The following is a 16330-nucleotide window of genomic DNA, read 5'->3' on the forward strand; positions in this document are numbered from 1 at the left end:
TGACAGTTTTGCGTAAAATGAAGATAGGCATCACCTGTTATCCGACAGTTGGTGGTTCGGGTGTCATTGCAACTGAATTAGGGAAGATGCTGGCTGAAAAAGGACATGAAGTTCATTTCATCACCTCCAGTACGCCTTTTCGCTTGAACCGGTTGTATCCGAATATTTTCAGCCACCAAGTGGATGTCAACAGTTATTCGGTATTTCAGTATGCGCCTTATGACATTGCACTGGCGACGAAAATAGCAGAAGTGATCAAAAATGAACAATTGGACCTGATGCATGTGCATTATGCCATTCCGCATGCGGTATGCGCTATTCTCGGGCGGGACATGGCTGGGTCCGACATCGGCATTGTGACTACGCTGCATGGAACGGATATCACTGTGCTCGGATCGGATTCTTCATTAAAAGAAGCGATTAAGTACGGCATTGAAAAATCCGATGTAGTGACGGCTGTATCAGATTCGCTGCGGGATCAGACCTATGATTTAATCAAGCCCGACAAACAAATAGAAACTGTTTATAACTTTGTCGACGAACGCGAATATAAAGTTGCAAATTCCGGAAATTTGAAACAAGACCTAGGCATCAGCAATGAGGAAAAAGTGCTGGTCCATGTGTCGAATTTCCGGAATGTTAAACGGGTAACCGACGTCATCGATACGTTTAAGCGGGTGCAAAATCAGGTTGCATCCAAATTGCTGCTTGTCGGTGACGGGCCTGAAATGGGCCGCATCGTTCAGCAAGTCAAAGAGTTGCAACTCGATAAACAGGTCTTGTTTCTTGGAAAGCGTGATAATTTATCGGAACTCTATAATATAAGTGACATCAAATTGCTGCTGTCTGAAAAAGAAGCTTTTGGCCTTGTTTTATTGGAAGCAATGGCTTGTGGAGTTCCATGCATCGGCACGAATATCGGAGGAATCCCAGAAATTATTGAACCGGGAAAAAATGGCTATTTGGTAGAACTAGGGGACGTTGAAAAAGCGGCTTCTTTCGCCATTGGAATTTTGACGAATGAAAGAGAACGCGAATTGCTCAAACAGGGCTCGCTGGAAACTGTTAAACAGCGCTTTAATTCTTCAAAAATCCTGGAGCAATATGAAGCGGTCTATGAACGTCTGTTGGATAGGGGTGCAAGCCTATGAAGACTGCTTTAAAAGTGGTTCAAACTCTTGAAAAAGGTGGATTTGAAGCTTATATAGTAGGCGGTGCGGTGCGTGATTTGCTGCTCGGCAAAACACCTCAGGACATTGATGTCGCAACGAATGCTGCTCCCCAAGAGGTGAAAACCCTCTTTTCGCGGACCATTGACACGGGGATTGAGCATGGCACTGTGCTTGTGCTACTGGACGGGGTAGGGATAGAAGTGACGACGTATCGAACGGAAGGCATGTATTCTGACAACCGCAGACCGGATTCAGTAGAATTCGTACAGTCGCTGGAAGAAGATTTGAAAAGGCGTGATTTCACCATTAATGCGATGGCATTGGATAAAGAACGCCACATCATCGATCCGTTTAAAGGAAAAACGGATATTGAAAAACGCCTGATCCGTGCGGTTGGAAATCCGGAGGAACGCTTTCAGGAAGATGCCTTGCGGATGCTCCGGGCTGTCCGCTTTTCGGGGCAGCTGGATTTTAAGATCGATTCGCATACATTGGCATCAATCCGCAAGCAAGCGCAGGGAATCCAATCCGTGGCAGTGGAGCGCTTGAAAAATGAACTCGACAAAATTATGATTCAAGGCCATACTGCCCGCAGCATGAGTTATTTGAAGGAATCCGGTTTGACGCAATACTTGCCTGCGGGGCAATATTTTGAAACGGATTGGTCATATTATGAGCCGGTCGATACCGCTGCAAGCGGCTGGGCTTATATGCTGTACCGGCAAAACCGGGATTTCAAGGACATTCGCGTCTACAAATTCTCGAATGAGGAGCGAAGACTCATTGAACAATCGCTGAAAGCCGCCCGCATAGAGCAATGGGACATCTGGACCTACTATCACTTTAGCGGGCAGCAGCTGGCAATTGCTGCAGCTATTGCGGGACTGGAAGCTGATATTGCCGCCGGAAAAGCGGCTCTGCCTATTCAGTCAAAGTCGGATATTGTAGCAAATGGCATAGATTTGATGGAATGGAGCGGCAAAAAATCAGGTCCTTGGATACGGCAATGGATTGAAAAAATGGAGCGGTGCATCGTTTACGGCAAGCTGAAAAATGACAAAGAAATCATAAAGGATTGGTTTATGAATGAATATCACAGTGACGCGTAAATTGGCGCAGCGGCTAATTGAAGCGCAAGGAGTTGCCCTTTCCGGCCAGCAGCTGGCAGATGAGTTCGGAATTTCGCGAACCGCTGTCTGGAAACATATAAAAGAGCTCGAAGAACAGGGATATCAAATCGTTTCTGTGAAAAAGAAAGGCTATATTTTGGCCAGCCTTCCAGATACATTAGAACCCACCGCTATACAAGCAATGTTAAAAACGAAACGTTTGGGCCGGAATATCCATTACATCGAATCCTGCCCTTCCACTCAAATCGTGGCACATCAGCTCGCTCAGGAAGATGCTTCGGATGGCACAGTAGTTCTGACAGAAGAACAAACTGCCGGACGGGGAAGGATGGCGCGCAGATGGCATTCAGCCGCAAATAAAGGCATTTGGATGAGTGTCATCCTTCGCCCGGACGTAGTGCCGCAAAAAGCGCCTCAGTTTACGCTCGTAGCTGCAGTTGCAGTGGTCCGGGCAATCGAACAAGTCACTGGCTTGAAGCCGGAGATCAAATGGCCGAATGATATTTTGTTGAACGGCAAAAAATGCACCGGTATTTTAACTGAGCTGCAGTCGGATGCTGATGGGATACAAGCTTTGATTATTGGAATCGGTTTGAATGTCAATCAAATGACGGATGATTTTGATCCGGAAGTGCGGGACATCGCCACTTCGCTGAAAATGGCAAGCGGCAAAGAAGTGGACCGTAAAGAATTGGTTTCTTCATTGCTTCAATTTCTTGAGCAATATACGGATTTGTACATTGAAGAAGGATTTGGCATTTTGAAGTTGCTGTGGGAAAGTTATTCGTCGACAATAGGCCGGCCGGTGCGTGCCCGGATGGCGAAAGAAACGCTTGAAGGGATTGCGGAAAGCATAACAGATGATGGTGTGCTGCAATTGCGCACTGCCGACGGCAAGCTCCACGGCATTTATTCTGCGGATATTGAAATGACAAGTTAAAGTATTTTGTTTTTTTTAGAGTTCTGCTATAGTAATTTAAAGGGCAGTATCGATTGCGAACTGCACCAAAGCACCTTTATTTATCTGATAACTTCATAAGTTAAATGTCTGCCTTGATCTACTATATGACAGGGACGGAGGAAACCGAATTCGAATTTTCTGTCCTTCTGTCTATTTTTGACGGAAGGCTTTTTATATGGTTTTCTTCCCGGGAGGAGAGAAAGAATTTTGCAAACGATTGAAACGATCCAAGAACTGAAATCCTGGGTCAAAAAAACCAAAGAGGCAGGGGAAACGATCGGGCTAGTGCCAACGATGGGCTTTTTGCATGAAGGCCATCTTTCTCTGGTCGATAAAGCGAAAGTGGAAAACGACCGTGTGGTCATGAGCATTTTTGTCAATCCGGCTCAGTTCGGCCCCAATGAGGATTTTGACCGCTATCCAAGGGATTTGGAACGCGACCGGCAATTGGCGGAAGAAGCTGGCACTGATGTTATTTTTGCACCGTCAGTTGAGGAAATGTATCCACGAAAGTCGCAAATCAGCATCTCAGCCGGTGCATTAGCTGATGTGTTATGTGGAGCGAAGCGACCGGGACATTTCGATGGCGTGCTAAAAGTGGTAACAAAACTATTCCATTTAACCCAAGCAGACCACGCTTATTTTGGCCAGAAAGATGCACAGCAGTTGGCGATTATCGAATCATTAGTGGAAGATTATAATTTTCCGCTCGTCATCCGGCGCGGTGAAACGATTCGGGAAGCGGATGGGCTGGCAAAAAGCTCACGAAATGTCTATTTGAGCGAAGCGGAGCGCCAAGAAGCACCACATCTCCAACAAGCGCTGCAGCTGGGAAGACAGGCGGCTATCGATGGAAGAGACCCGGTGGCAGTAGTCCGGAATTATCTGGATGGCCGCATTTCTGGAACAATTGATTATATCGAGCTGCTGGCTTATCCAACATTGACAAATGACATCGAAGAAGAAGCGATTCTGGCGATTGCTGTGCAATTTGAAAAAGCGCGTTTAATTGATAACTTAATCTTCAGCATAAAGGGGAACTAAGACATGTTACGAATGATGCTCAACTCTAAAATCCACCGTGCCACAGTAACACAGGCTGACTTGAACTATGTCGGCAGCATTACAATCGACCAAGATTTATTGGACCAAGTTGGCATGCTGCCGAACGAGAAGGTCCATGTAGTCAACAACAACAACGGCGCTCGTTTTGAAACTTATATCATCGCCGGGGAACGCGGCAGCGGTGTGATTTGTGTTAATGGCGCAGCAGCACGACTTGTGCAAAAAGGGGATATCGTCATTATATTGACTTATGGCTATGTAATGGATGAAAACGCCCGCGACCACAAACCGACAGTGGCCATCATGGATGAGAACAACAAAGTCCGTGAAATTATCCACTACGAACCTGAAGCGACTATTATGTAATGAGTGTGCCTCCATATTTGGGGGCTTTTTTATATCCGCAAATGACAGGATGCCTCGATACTGAAGGAGCTGGATAACGAAGGGTTTTGCTTCTTTTTTATGACAACTGCCCGTACAATGAAAGAGATTTGTGCTTCGACTGAAAGACGGAAAGTACATGGATATGTTACAATTTTTATGAGAGAACCACCTGAGAAAGAGGGCTTGTGATGAACACCCAAAAATATGTTGTTGTCGATATTGAAACTACAGGCCATTCTCCTGCTAAAGGTGACCGGATTATTCAAATAGCGATGGTAACGATCGAAAATAATAAAATTATTGATACATACAGCGAATTTATCAATCCTGGCCGAAAAATACCTGCCTTTATCCAGGACTTGACGAATATCAGCGACCAGGATGTAGCGACGGCATTGCCTTTTGAAGCGCACGCTTCCTTGATTTTTGAAAAATTGCAGGATGCCATTTTTGTGGCGCATAATACTCATTTCGACCTGCCGTTTTTGCAGGCTGAGTTTGCCGGCAGCGGCTTGCCGAAATGGCATGGATTGACGATGGATACAGTAGAGATGGCCCGTCTGATGTATCCGACTGCATTCAGTTATAAATTGCAGGATATTGCATCGGAACTGGGAATCCCGCTTAAAAGCGCCCACCGTGCAGATGATGACGCATTGGCGACGGCGCATTTATTTTTGAAGGCAATAGAAGATATGAGAAAGTTGCCCTACGATACACTTACTCAATTGCATAAACGATCATTTCAATTGAAGTCGGATTTGTCCCGTCTGTTTTTTGAATTGACACAGCAAAAACGGAATGCTCAGATGGATGATTTTGACCGCTTTAATGGTCTGCCGCTGAAACGGCGGAAAATGGAAAATGGTGATTTATCCAACGGCTATGCTGCTGTGTTTGATTGGGAACAGCGCCTTGAAACAGCGTTTCCTTATTTTGAACGGAGACAAAGCCAGTTTGACATGATGTCGTCGATCCAGAAAGCCTTGAAAGGCGGAGAAGAACGAGTGATCGAAGCTTCCACTGGAATGGGGAAGACAATCGCTTATTTATTGCCGGCGGTCAACCATGCTATTGAAACAGGCAAGCAGGTGCTGATCAGTACGTATACCACTCATCTGCAGGATCAACTGGTCCAAAAAGAAGGGAAAATTGTCGAGCAGCTAGTCGGCTCTCCAGTGAGGATTGCGCTGGTCAAAGGGTTAAGCCATTATATTGATTTGTCGAGATTCACTGAGCTTTTGCATGGCGAAGATGAATCGTACGATGAGACATTCACCATTATGCAAGTGCTGATTTGGCTGACTTCAACTGAAACCGGTGATTTAAATGAACTGAACGCATCAAGCGGCGGACAGTTTGTGCTGGACAAAATCCGGCGATCTCATCTCCGAAGGTTAACAAGGGATGAAAAGGCGTACGATTTTTATGAGTTTGCATTGGACCAATCGAAGCATGCCCATGTAATCGTCACCAACCATTCGTTTTTATTAAATCAGCGATTGACGAATCCAGCCATTTTAGCGAATATTGATGCTTTTATCTGGGATGAAGCCCACCAAGTTGTGCAAGCTGCTGTTTCACAGCATGAAAAAACCTTTGTTTACACACAATGGAAATATATTTTTGGGCAGCTTGGCACGTATGATGATCAACAATTATTTGCTAAATTATATAAAACTGCTGAAAAAACCGGATTTTCGTCAATTCCGGAATTGCTTCAGCTGGAATCGATGTTCATTAAATTCGTCTCGATATTCGATGAAATATCGACGATGCTGACCGCTGAATTTTTGGCGAAGTTCAGAGGCAGCCGGCACAAGAAATGTGCCAGCCTTTTAAGCGAAATGCCTTATGACAAGACGCGGTTTATGGAAATGCTGCGTTATCTGAATGAATGGATCGATACGTCACAGCTGATTTTACAAAAAGCGGAACGCTTGACGGAAACATCGATCCAAGACAAGTTGGTTATTACGGACTGGCGCTATTGGACTGAAGAATTGATGGTTAAAGCGGTGGAGTTCAGTGAAATTTTCGTTTTCCCGCTCGAAGATGAAGTCAGCTGGATAGAAGGCGACTTAAGGAGCTTGCCGACAAGTTTGTCACTTTATAAGCAGCCATTTGAAGTGACCTCAATTGTTCAAAAAGTCATTGCTCCTGTAAGGGGGAGAAAAGCGGTTATCTGGCTGTCGGGTACGATGAGTGTTCCGTCCAATGAACGTTTTATCGTAAATCAGCTTGGCATACCAGAGAATGTTCCAATTACGAAGTTTGAACCTCCGAAGGAATTTTACCAAGGAGCACGCGTTTTTATCGTTGAAGATATGCCGGATATCCAGCAAGTCTCCCAAAGCGATTATATTGAATCGGTTGCGGATGCGGTCATTCAGACCGTACTTGTCACAGAAGGGCGCTGCTTTGTGCTTTTCACATCGCAGGACATGCTCAGGAAAACAGTGGATTTGATACAGGATACCGGTTTGTTGGATGAATACATGCTTTTCGCACAAGGGATTTCTTCCGGCAGCAGAATGAGGCTATTGAAATCGTTCCAGCGTTTCCAAAAATCAGTTCTGTTTGGGACGAACAGCTTTTGGGAAGGTGTCGATGTACCTGGCGATGCGCTGCGGGCTGTTGTCGTCGTGCGCTTGCCGTTTACTTCTCCTGATGAGCCCATTTTTAAAGCCAGATCTGAAATCATTTCCAAAGAAGGCTTCAATCCGTTTTTGCATTACGCTTTACCGGAAGCTGTTTTACGGTTGCGCCAAGGTTTCGGCAGGCTGATTCGTTCAAAAAATGACCAAGGCATGTTCATTGTCCTGGACAGAAGAATCGAAACGAAATCATATGGCATTGAATTCTTGAACGCTTTGCCAAAAGTGAAAGTATCGAAAGTGTCTCTAGAAAAGATGGTAACGGATATTGAAGATTGGTATAATAAGCAATGATAATGAAGAGGGCATCCTTCGGAATGTTTTTCTGTAGGATGCATCATCCTGACCGTGAAAACGGGACGCAAACGAAAGGAAGGTCGCTGGCATGGAATCAAAAATTGAAGTGTTATCCACTGTTAATGTGAAATATAATGCGGACTTATATAAAGTGGTAGACGCCTTAAACCGCACTTTAAAGCATAATAACCTGATGTTCGGCTTAGCGCTTGATAAAGAAGATCCGGAAAAAGCGGTCTTTACAATTTATAAGACTTAGGTGATTAAATGAAACAATGGGTTACATTTATATTAGGTTTTCTTTCTTTTCTGGCTGTGACATTAATGATTGTCGTTATTGTAGCAGGTAATAAACCGTATTCAGAAGTGGAAAAGCAAGCAATCGAACGAGTGGAAAATGACAATTTGCTTGTGGATGTTCAGCAAGCATACGTGTACTCTAACAAGCATACTTCAGTAACAGTCATTGGAGCAGACTCAAAAGGGGCCTTAAAAGCAGTATTTGTGCCGACCGGCAAAGGGGAGATGAAGACGATTTCCCTTGAAAAAGCGGTAACTGCCAAACAAGCCCGCGAAAAGGCGCTTGCTGAAAAAGAAGTAAAAGAAATTCTTCATACCCGGCTTGGCATGGATAGCAAAGGGCCGGTATGGGAAGTCGCTTACATCAACAGACAAGATCAGCTGAATTATGTCTATATTTTGGCTAATGACGGCACTACATGGAAACAAATCCTCAATTTGTGAAAGGGTGGAAGCATTGATTAATTTAGCAGATCGCGTACAAACTTTAACACCATCAACAACTTTGGCCATTACAGCCAAAGCGAACGAATTAAAAGCGCAAGGTGTCGATATTATCGGCCTTGGCGCTGGGGAACCGGATTACAATACACCGGAGAACATTTTACAGGCGGCTTACCAGTCGATGAAAGAAGGCAAAACGAAATATACGCCTGCAGGCGGTCTTCCAGCTCTGAAAGAAGCCATCATCAATAAATTGCAGCGCGATCAAAATTTATCATATGAGCCAAAAGAAATTATGGTTGGCATCGGTGCGAAACATGTCCTGTATACTTTGTTCCAGGTTTTGCTTAACGAAGGCGACGAAGTCATCATTCCGATTCCTTACTGGGTCAGCTATCCGGAACAGGTCAAGCTGGCACAAGGCGTTCCTGTATACATAGAAGCTACAGCCGGCCAAGCCTATAAAATTTCCGCTGATCAGTTGAGAGAAGCCATCACGGACCGTACAAAAGCAGTCATCATCAATTCTCCAAGCAACCCGACTGGCATGATTTATACAAAAGAAGAACTGGCAGAACTGGCAAAAGTATGCCGCGAATTTGATATTTTAATCGTTTCAGATGAGATATACGAAAAATTGATATACGGTAAAACAACGCATACATCTATAGCGGAATTGTCGGAAGACGCAAAAAAACGCACGATTGTTATAAATGGGGTCTCTAAATCCCATTCGATGACGGGATGGCGCATTGGCTACGCAGCAGGTGATTCGTCGCTTATCAAAGCAATGACGGACCTTGCGAGCCATTCGACTTCCAATCCAACGACCACTTCTCAATACGCGGCGATTGAAGCATATAATGGCCCTCAGGACACAGTAGAGGAAATGCGTCAGGCATTTGAAAGCCGTTTGGAAGCGATTTTCCCTAAACTCGAGGCAATTCCAGGATTTAAAGTCATCCGTCCACAAGGGGCTTTTTACTTGTTGCCGGATGTCTCTGAAGCGGCCCATAAAACTGGCTACGCTTCAGTGGATGATTTTGTGACGGGGTTATTGACGGAAGCGAACGTGGCAGTAATTCCGGGTTCCGGTTTTGGTGCACATGATACAATCCGCTTATCGTATGCGACATCTCTTGAATCATTGACGGAAGCGGTGGATCGAATCCATCAATTTGTATCTTCAAAATGGAAAGACTGATTGAATTATAATATCTGGAGGCTATGATGAAAAAGATTACAATTGCTGAAATGGCAAAATACAACGGACAAACAGTTAAATTAGGCGCTTGGGTATCCAACAAGCGTTCAAGCGGGAAAATCGCTTTCCTGCAATTGCGTGACGGCTCAGGATTTGTACAAGCTGTTGTGGTGAAAGCGGAAGTGGGCGATGAATTATTTGCCACTGCAAAATCGTTGACACAGGAAACTTCATTGTATGTAACGGGCGAAGTCAAAGAAGACGAGCGTTCTTCTTTCGGCTATGAGCTAGCTGTAACAGGCATCGAAATAATCCATGAAGCGAAAGATTTCCCGATCACGCCGAAAGAACACGGTACGGAATTTTTGATGGACAACCGCCATTTATGGCTGCGCTCACGCAAACAGCACGCCATCATGAAAATCCGCAACGAAATCATCCGGGCTACGTATGAATTTTACAATGACAATGGCTTTGTGAAAGTAGATCCGCCAATTCTCACAGGATCAGCTCCAGAAGGCACTTCTGAACTTTTCGCGACAAAATACTTTGATGAAGACGCTTATTTGTCCCAATCGGGTCAGTTGTACATGGAAGCGGCAGCAATGGCTCTTGGCAAAGTGTTTTCATTCGGTCCGACATTCCGTGCGGAAAAATCGAAGACACGCCGCCACTTGATTGAATTCTGGATGATCGAACCGGAAATGGCGTTCATGGAACATGCGGAAAGCCTGGAAGTGCAAGAACAATACGTCGCACATCTTGTTCAATCCGTATTGAAAAATTGTCAATTGGAATTGGAAAGACTGGGACGCGATACTTCGAAACTTGAAAAAATCAAAGCACCATTCCCGCGCATTACATATGATGATGCCATCAAATGGTTGAATGATAACGGTTTTGACGATATTAAATGGGGCGAAGACTTCGGTGCGCCTCACGAAACAGCAATTGCTGAAAACTACGATATGCCGGTATTCATCATCAATTATCCGATTGGCATCAAACCGTTCTACATGCAGCCGCATCCAGACCGTGATGACGTCGTTCTGTGCGCAGACTTGATCGCACCTGAAGGATACGGGGAAATCATCGGAGGATCAGAGCGTATACACGATTATGACTTGATGAAACAGCGCATCCGGGAACATAATCTGGATGAGAATGCATATGCCTGGTATTTGGAGTTGAGCAAATACGGAGCTGTGCCGCATTCTGGTTTCGGGCTTGGCCTGGAGCGTACAGTTGCTTGGATCAGTGGAGCAGAACATGTCCGAGAATCAATTCCTTTCCCTCGTTTATTGAACCGTTTATATCCATAAGAATAATGATTTTGAGAATTAACAATAGAAAGGTGGTTGGGATATGAAACAACCGAATCGATTGCACACTTGGATCGAGCAGGGAAATGTTAGCATTTCCCAGCTCTTTTTTCGCTTTTATAAAGAGTTGAAGATAACTGATGAAGAAGCTATGCTTATTATGCATGTACATGCATTCCAACAAGCGGGGAATCCCTTTCCGACACCGGATGAAATCGGCGCCCGCATGATGACGACACAAAAAAGCGTTACGACGATGCTGCAGAAATTGATGCAGCAAGGCTATTTGGCGATAGAGCAGGAAAAAGATAAAGACATTTTAACAGAACAAATTTCCCTGCAGCCCCTGTGGGACAGATTATTGGACTGTGTCTACAAAGAGCAGCATGCAGAAAAAGAGAATTCCCAGAAAGCATTGGAAGGTGAAATCTTCCAACTTTTTGAACAGGAGTTTGGCCGCTTTTTATCCCCCATGGAAATTGAAACGATTTCGATGTGGATGGATCAAGACGGGCATACACCAGCCATTATCCGAATGGCTTTAAAAGAAGCCGTGATTTCCCAAAAAATCAGCCTGCGCTATGTAGACCGTATTTTATTTGAATGGAAAAAGAAAAATATTAAAACAACGAACGAAGTTTCGCGGCATGCGACTTCATTCAGAGAAAAAAATATCCAGCTTCAGCCTGCAGCAAACAATGCAAAAAAAGTGCAATTCTACAATTGGCTGGAGGACCGGAATTAGAAGGTGAACTTTATGATGTCGAAAAAAGAATGGCAGCTATGCTTGGAAGAAATGGATAATATGTTTCCTGACGCCCATTGTGAATTGATACACCGCAATCCATTCGATTTGCTGATTGCCACTTTACTGTCGGCACAATGCACCGACAAACTGGTCAATAAAGTTACAGCTACACTTTTTCAAAAATATCATACGCCAGAAGACTATGTTTCCGTGCCGCTGGAAGAATTGCAGCAAGATATTCGGTCAATCGGCCTATTCCGGAACAAGGCGAAAAACATCCAAGCACTCAGCAGAATCTTAATAGATGAATACAATAGCACAGTACCGGCAGACCGTGATTTGCTGATGACCTTGCCGGGAGTCGGGCGCAAAACGGCTAACGTCGTGGTATCAGTGGCATTCGGGATTCCTGCTTTAGCTGTTGATACACATGTCGAGCGTGTAGCCAAAAGGCTGGGATTGAACCGCTGGAAAGACAATCCGCTGCAAGTGGAAGAAACCATCATGAAAAAAACGCCTGCAGAAGACTGGTCGAAAACCCATCATCAAATCATATTTTTTGGCCGTTACCACTGCAAAGCCCAAAACCCTGGTTGCCATATCTGCCCTTTGTTTGAACGATGCAGAGAAGGGCAAAAGCGGGAGAAAAAAGGGCTGGTCAAGCATGAAATTGTCACAGAAGTTAATTAAAGAAAATATTGATCCCTTTTTCAACCAGTGGACCAAGCTGAAAGAAGTTATTGAAAATAGCCATAGGCTACGAAATAACGATGCCCTTAATGCTATGGAAAATGGAATCATATTATATAAGAATTTATTGCGGCATTGCGATTATAAAATTATCCCGTTGAATGGGCAGGAACGGCTGAAGTTTATTGAGCAGCGCCCATCTAATTTTGCAGCGTTCCGCCAATTGGATGAACTATTCACTGAAATGAAAAAGTTAATCGCTTCTAAGCGTGTTCAGTTAAGGAACTTAGAAAATTAATTTTGAAGCACCTTTTAGCCGTCGAGCAATGCTTGCGGCTTTTTCTTTTATTCTTTGGCTATCTTTAATGAGGATGTTCCTTAATACGAAAAAAACGCTTCTGCGATATCGCAGAAGCGTTTTTTTATTATGGCTGGGGCTGGCTATTTCCTTCGGCAGGAGGAGTTTCAGCAGGAGGAGTTTCATTCGGAACGGAAGCTGGATTTGCCCCACCTTCACTATTTCCTGCACCCTCATTGGCATCGTTGCCATTGCCATTATTGCCATTCCCATTGCCACTATTACTGTTGCCATTTTCCTTGTCTTCGCCATTTTGGCCGCCGTTGTCATTACCATTACTATTGCCGTTGTCATTGCCATTGCCTTCGCCTTCAGCTGGCTCTTCCGGTTCTTCGACAGGCTCTTCGGCCGGCTCTTCCGGTTCAACCGGTTCTTCAGCTGGCTCTTCCGGTTCTTCAACCGGTTCTTCAGCCGGCTCTTCCGGTTCAACAGGTTCCTCAGCTGGTTCCTCAGCCGGTTCTTCTTCCGGCTCTTCAGGAGCAGCAGCTACGGAAACTCGAACGGATGCCGGGTCGCTTGCATCGTTATCGCTGACAGCAGTTACTCGGAAGGTATAGGTTTTTCCTTCTTCGAGTCCGTTAAATGAATAGCTCATATCGCTTGTTGTGTCCAAAGTAGTGCGGTTGCCATCTACTTCGACTGTCACTTTAAAAGCGACGCCCTCAGTATCATCATAATTCCATGTGAGATGAGCTGTATTGCCATCAACGCTTGCACGCAAGCCGGATGGAGTATCAAGCTCTACCTTAACATATTTCTGTGATACTTGGTTCGGTTCGGTACCACGCACGAACAGTTCCGTGCTTCTTAAGCTATAAGGAGTATAAGCGCTTGCCAGTTTAAGAGGGGTGCTGCCTTCTTCAACTTCAAGTTCTACGACAGAATCAGGTTTTTCAAACTTGCCCGATCCTGATGAGATTTCGGACATTACGTTTTTGAATACACGCTGTGAAATTAAGCGTTCATCAGAAGCCGTATCAATGCCGATTTTTCTGGACGGATATCCGCTCCAGACGGAAATCGAATATTCAGGCGTATAGCCGGCAAACCAGATGTCCGGTGCTGAAGATGAATCCAGACCATATTCCGCTAATTTTTCAGCTGAATAATTGGATGTACCCGTTTTACCTGCAAGATCCAAACCGCTGATGGCTGCTTCCTTGCCCGTTGCCCCGCGAAGATCGGTATCGACAACATCTCTCAGCATGTCGGTGACCATATAAGCAGTGCTGTCTTTCATAGCAGGGACAGAGTCGGGTTTGACTACCTGTTCTGTAGTGCCATCACGGAAAACGATTTTAGTGATAGTATGCGGCTTTGTGAATACACCGCCATTGCCGAATGCTGCAAAAGCGCCGGCCATATCGACCGTTGAAATATTTTCTGCACTTAAAGCATTGGATTCATATACATTCTTAAGATTAAGGCCGATTTTCTTAGTGAATTCAGCCGCATTTTCAGGTCCAACTTCTTGAAGTGTTTTGACTGCGGGAATATTACGTGAACGGTACAAAGCTTCCCGGATTGTCATCGGTCCAAGGAAATCTCCATCGACGTTCCGGATTTGCTGGCCACTTTCATACGAATAAGGTTCATCTACAATTGTCTCGCCTGTAGACCAATCCAGATATTCAATTGCCGGACCATAAACGGTTAGTGGCTTGATAGTAGAACCGACTCCACGGTCTCTCGCTGTCGCATAGTTCCTGCGGACATCACCGCTGTAGTCTCTGGCAGCCCCGACTGCACGGATGCCGCCGGTTTTTGTATCGACGACCGTCAATGCTGACTCTACTTTGTCATCGAAGAATAAATCAGATGCCATTGTTGCATTTACTGTTTTTTGTACGGCAGGATCAAGCGTCGTATAGATGGTCAAGCCTTCATCCAGCGAATAATCGCCTTCAAGCGACTCAAGTTCATCTTCGACCATTTCCATAAATGCCAAATACTCGCCATTATCTGCTGCTACTTTACGCTGGTCTTCCGGCACAAGTGAATCTGTTACGGATGCCGCCTGGGCTTCTTCTTTTTCAGCAGTGGTAATTTTTCCATGCTGTTCCATCAGGCTTAAGACCACATTGCGTCTTTTTTCAGCGCGTTCTGGATTCTTGAACGGGTTATAGCCATTCGGGCTTTGCGGCATACCTGCTAATAAAGCAGCTTCATGCAACTTAAGTTCACTAAGCGGTTTTCCATAAAAGTGCTCAGAAGCAGTGCCAAACCCGTAGATGTTTCCAGACATCAGAATTTTATTGAAATACATCTCAAAGATTTCTTCTTTTGAATAAGCTTTTTCAAGCTTGAAAGCGAGGTAAGCTTCCTGAGCTTTCCGCTTCAAGGTTTTGTCATTCGACAAGAATGAGTTTTTGATGACTTGCTGGGTGATTGTACTTGCACCCTGAGATCCAAATCCTCCTGTGATGTTCGCAATAACGGCACCGCCAAGACGGATTACGTCAATACCCGAGTGATCATAAAAACGGTTATCTTCTGTAGCCAGAATAGCATCTTCCATCATTTTAGGAATATCTTCATATTCGACATAGGTCCGGTTTTCGGACGTTATATAAGGAATTTCAGTTTTCCCATCAGCTGCAATAAAAGTAGGGCTTATAGGGTCACGCAATAATTCTTCGTCGAGTTCGGGCGCGCTGCTCGCATAAAATGCAAACAAGCCGATGCCGCAAAGTAAACCAAAAACTCCTATCAACAAAAGCGTCAAAAAGATGCGCTTGATCAAGCCGCCGCCTGATGGTTTTTTGTTTTTCTTATTACCTGTTTTCTTCTGTTGTTCGATTGCTTTTCTGCGCTGTTCGCGCGAAAGGGGTTTTTCGCTCACAATCGGTTCCTCACTTTCGTATTAACTTTCTTTTAAAGATTATGCAGGGCGGGCAAATAATCAATGCGCGGAAAAGCTCCTGGCATGATTTCGACTGCTGTTGCCTCAATTTCTTCTAATGCTATCGATTTCCGGCCTCCTGTAAGCATCCGGTTCCAAAAAATTTCAAGTGCTTCAAAACGCATGATGAAATATCGCTGAAGAGAAGAAAAACGGAGAATCAGAAACGCCAATCCTTGATGCTTCACCACTTGAGACATGTGATGAATTTGGTGTTCGTGTATGTTTTTCAACGGAAAAGACGTTTTATTCTCCGTTTCTTTTGCTTCAAAGTCAACATATCTGCCATTCCAGACTCCGTTATAGTCAGTAGTCGAAGGAGTTCTGAAATAAGCTTCGCGGATGACAGCGGCGCTTCTTGAAGGGTACTCAACTTTAACAATTTGGACAGGGACCGGTTTTTTGTGGATGACTGCAAGACCCAATTGCAGATAATAATCATTCGTTTCGTTCAATTCATCCTCAAGTGTTTTACCCCGATTACTGAAGGAAAAATCTTTTTTCTTCTTTTTCACGGGTTTTTCTTTTGAAGGAACAAACTTTTTGCCATTTGGATAATTAATTGCCATTTGTGATACACCTCGCTTACTTTATCATATCACACGCATTTAGACGATGAATAAGTCTAAAGGTTTCAAATTTGCTAGTCTTATAATATCGGATTCGAAGGTTTATTCCAAATGAAAAGAATGT

Annotated in this window: 15 protein-coding genes; 13 read left to right on the forward strand and 2 right to left on the reverse strand. The window is 44.5% G+C overall.

The genetic code is table 11. From position 1 onward, the window contains the following. The first annotated feature begins 8 nt into the window (after nucleotides 1–8). The 13 genes from bshA to AC3AQ9_RS02395 all read left to right on the forward strand — a co-directional run bounded on the left by bshA (nucleotide 9) and on the right by AC3AQ9_RS02395 (nucleotide 12675). Complete coding sequence (gene bshA, locus AC3AQ9_RS02335; protein WP_488306808.1) at nucleotides 9–1151, forward strand: N-acetyl-alpha-D-glucosaminyl L-malate synthase BshA; 1143 nt, start codon at nucleotides 9–11, stop codon at nucleotides 1149–1151. Next, the gene (locus AC3AQ9_RS02340; RefSeq protein ID WP_488305842.1) at nucleotides 1148–2281 is read left to right on the forward strand and encodes a CCA tRNA nucleotidyltransferase; all 1134 of its coding nucleotides are present in this window, start codon (nucleotides 1148–1150) and stop codon (nucleotides 2279–2281) included. The genes bshA and AC3AQ9_RS02340 overlap by 4 nt, the downstream gene beginning before the upstream one ends. Beyond that, on the forward strand, nucleotides 2259–3242 hold the full coding sequence (locus tag AC3AQ9_RS02345; RefSeq protein ID WP_488305843.1) for a biotin--[acetyl-CoA-carboxylase] ligase: 984 nt from the start codon (nucleotides 2259–2261) through the stop codon (nucleotides 3240–3242). The genes AC3AQ9_RS02340 and AC3AQ9_RS02345 overlap by 23 nt, the downstream gene beginning before the upstream one ends. 228 nt (nucleotides 3243–3470) lie before the next feature. After that, entirely contained in the window at nucleotides 3471–4307 is an 837-nt protein-coding gene (gene panC / locus AC3AQ9_RS02350) for a pantoate--beta-alanine ligase (protein WP_488305844.1), read from the forward strand. 3 nt (nucleotides 4308–4310) lie between these two features. Beyond that, the gene (gene panD / locus AC3AQ9_RS02355) at nucleotides 4311–4694 is read left to right on the forward strand and encodes an aspartate 1-decarboxylase (protein WP_488305845.1); all 384 of its coding nucleotides are present in this window, start codon (nucleotides 4311–4313) and stop codon (nucleotides 4692–4694) included. Between the two features lie 209 nt (nucleotides 4695–4903). After that, on the forward strand, nucleotides 4904–7666 hold the full coding sequence (dinG, locus tag AC3AQ9_RS02360; RefSeq protein ID WP_488305846.1) for an ATP-dependent DNA helicase DinG: 2763 nt from the start codon (nucleotides 4904–4906) through the stop codon (nucleotides 7664–7666). A gap of 91 nt (nucleotides 7667–7757) precedes the next feature. After that, on the forward strand, nucleotides 7758–7928 hold the full coding sequence (locus AC3AQ9_RS02365) for a YpmA family protein (protein ID WP_300989443.1): 171 nt from the start codon (nucleotides 7758–7760) through the stop codon (nucleotides 7926–7928). A gap of 8 nt (nucleotides 7929–7936) precedes the next feature. Next, nucleotides 7937–8413 carry a cell wall elongation regulator TseB-like domain-containing protein gene (locus AC3AQ9_RS02370; RefSeq protein WP_488305847.1) on the forward strand — a complete coding sequence of 159 codons (477 nt, stop codon included), beginning with the start codon at nucleotides 7937–7939 and terminating at the stop codon, nucleotides 8411–8413. Further along, on the forward strand, nucleotides 8376–9617 hold the full coding sequence (locus tag AC3AQ9_RS02375) for a pyridoxal phosphate-dependent aminotransferase (protein WP_488306809.1): 1242 nt from the start codon (nucleotides 8376–8378) through the stop codon (nucleotides 9615–9617). The genes AC3AQ9_RS02370 and AC3AQ9_RS02375 overlap by 38 nt, the downstream gene beginning before the upstream one ends. 26 nt (nucleotides 9618–9643) lie before the next feature. Further along, on the forward strand, nucleotides 9644–10939 hold the full coding sequence (gene asnS, locus AC3AQ9_RS02380; RefSeq protein ID WP_488305848.1) for an asparagine--tRNA ligase: 1296 nt from the start codon (nucleotides 9644–9646) through the stop codon (nucleotides 10937–10939). A 43-nt stretch (nucleotides 10940–10982) separates the two neighbouring features. Then, nucleotides 10983–11684: a DnaD domain-containing protein gene (locus tag AC3AQ9_RS02385; protein WP_488305849.1), complete on the forward strand. Its 702-nt coding sequence runs from the start codon at nucleotides 10983–10985 to the stop codon at nucleotides 11682–11684. A gap of 12 nt (nucleotides 11685–11696) precedes the next feature. After that, nucleotides 11697–12377, forward strand: a complete 681-nt coding sequence (nth, locus tag AC3AQ9_RS02390) for an endonuclease III (protein ID WP_488305850.1) — start codon at nucleotides 11697–11699, stop codon at nucleotides 12375–12377. Continuing rightward, nucleotides 12352–12675: a YpoC family protein gene (locus AC3AQ9_RS02395; protein WP_488305851.1), complete on the forward strand. Its 324-nt coding sequence runs from the start codon at nucleotides 12352–12354 to the stop codon at nucleotides 12673–12675. The genes nth and AC3AQ9_RS02395 overlap by 26 nt, the downstream gene beginning before the upstream one ends. A gap of 127 nt (nucleotides 12676–12802) precedes the next feature. Here AC3AQ9_RS02395 and AC3AQ9_RS02400 read toward each other — a convergent pair whose 3' ends face one another. Continuing rightward, nucleotides 12803–15577, reverse strand: a complete 2775-nt coding sequence (locus tag AC3AQ9_RS02400; protein WP_488305852.1) for a PBP1A family penicillin-binding protein — start codon at nucleotides 15575–15577, stop codon at nucleotides 12803–12805. 32 nt (nucleotides 15578–15609) lie between these two features. Beyond that, the gene (recU, locus tag AC3AQ9_RS02405; RefSeq protein WP_488305853.1) at nucleotides 15610–16206 is read right to left on the reverse strand and encodes a Holliday junction resolvase RecU; all 597 of its coding nucleotides are present in this window, start codon (nucleotides 16204–16206) and stop codon (nucleotides 15610–15612) included. Nucleotides 16207–16330 lie beyond the last annotated feature (124 nt).

The sequence above is a fragment of the Planococcus sp. VCh962 genome, assembly GCF_057748275.1.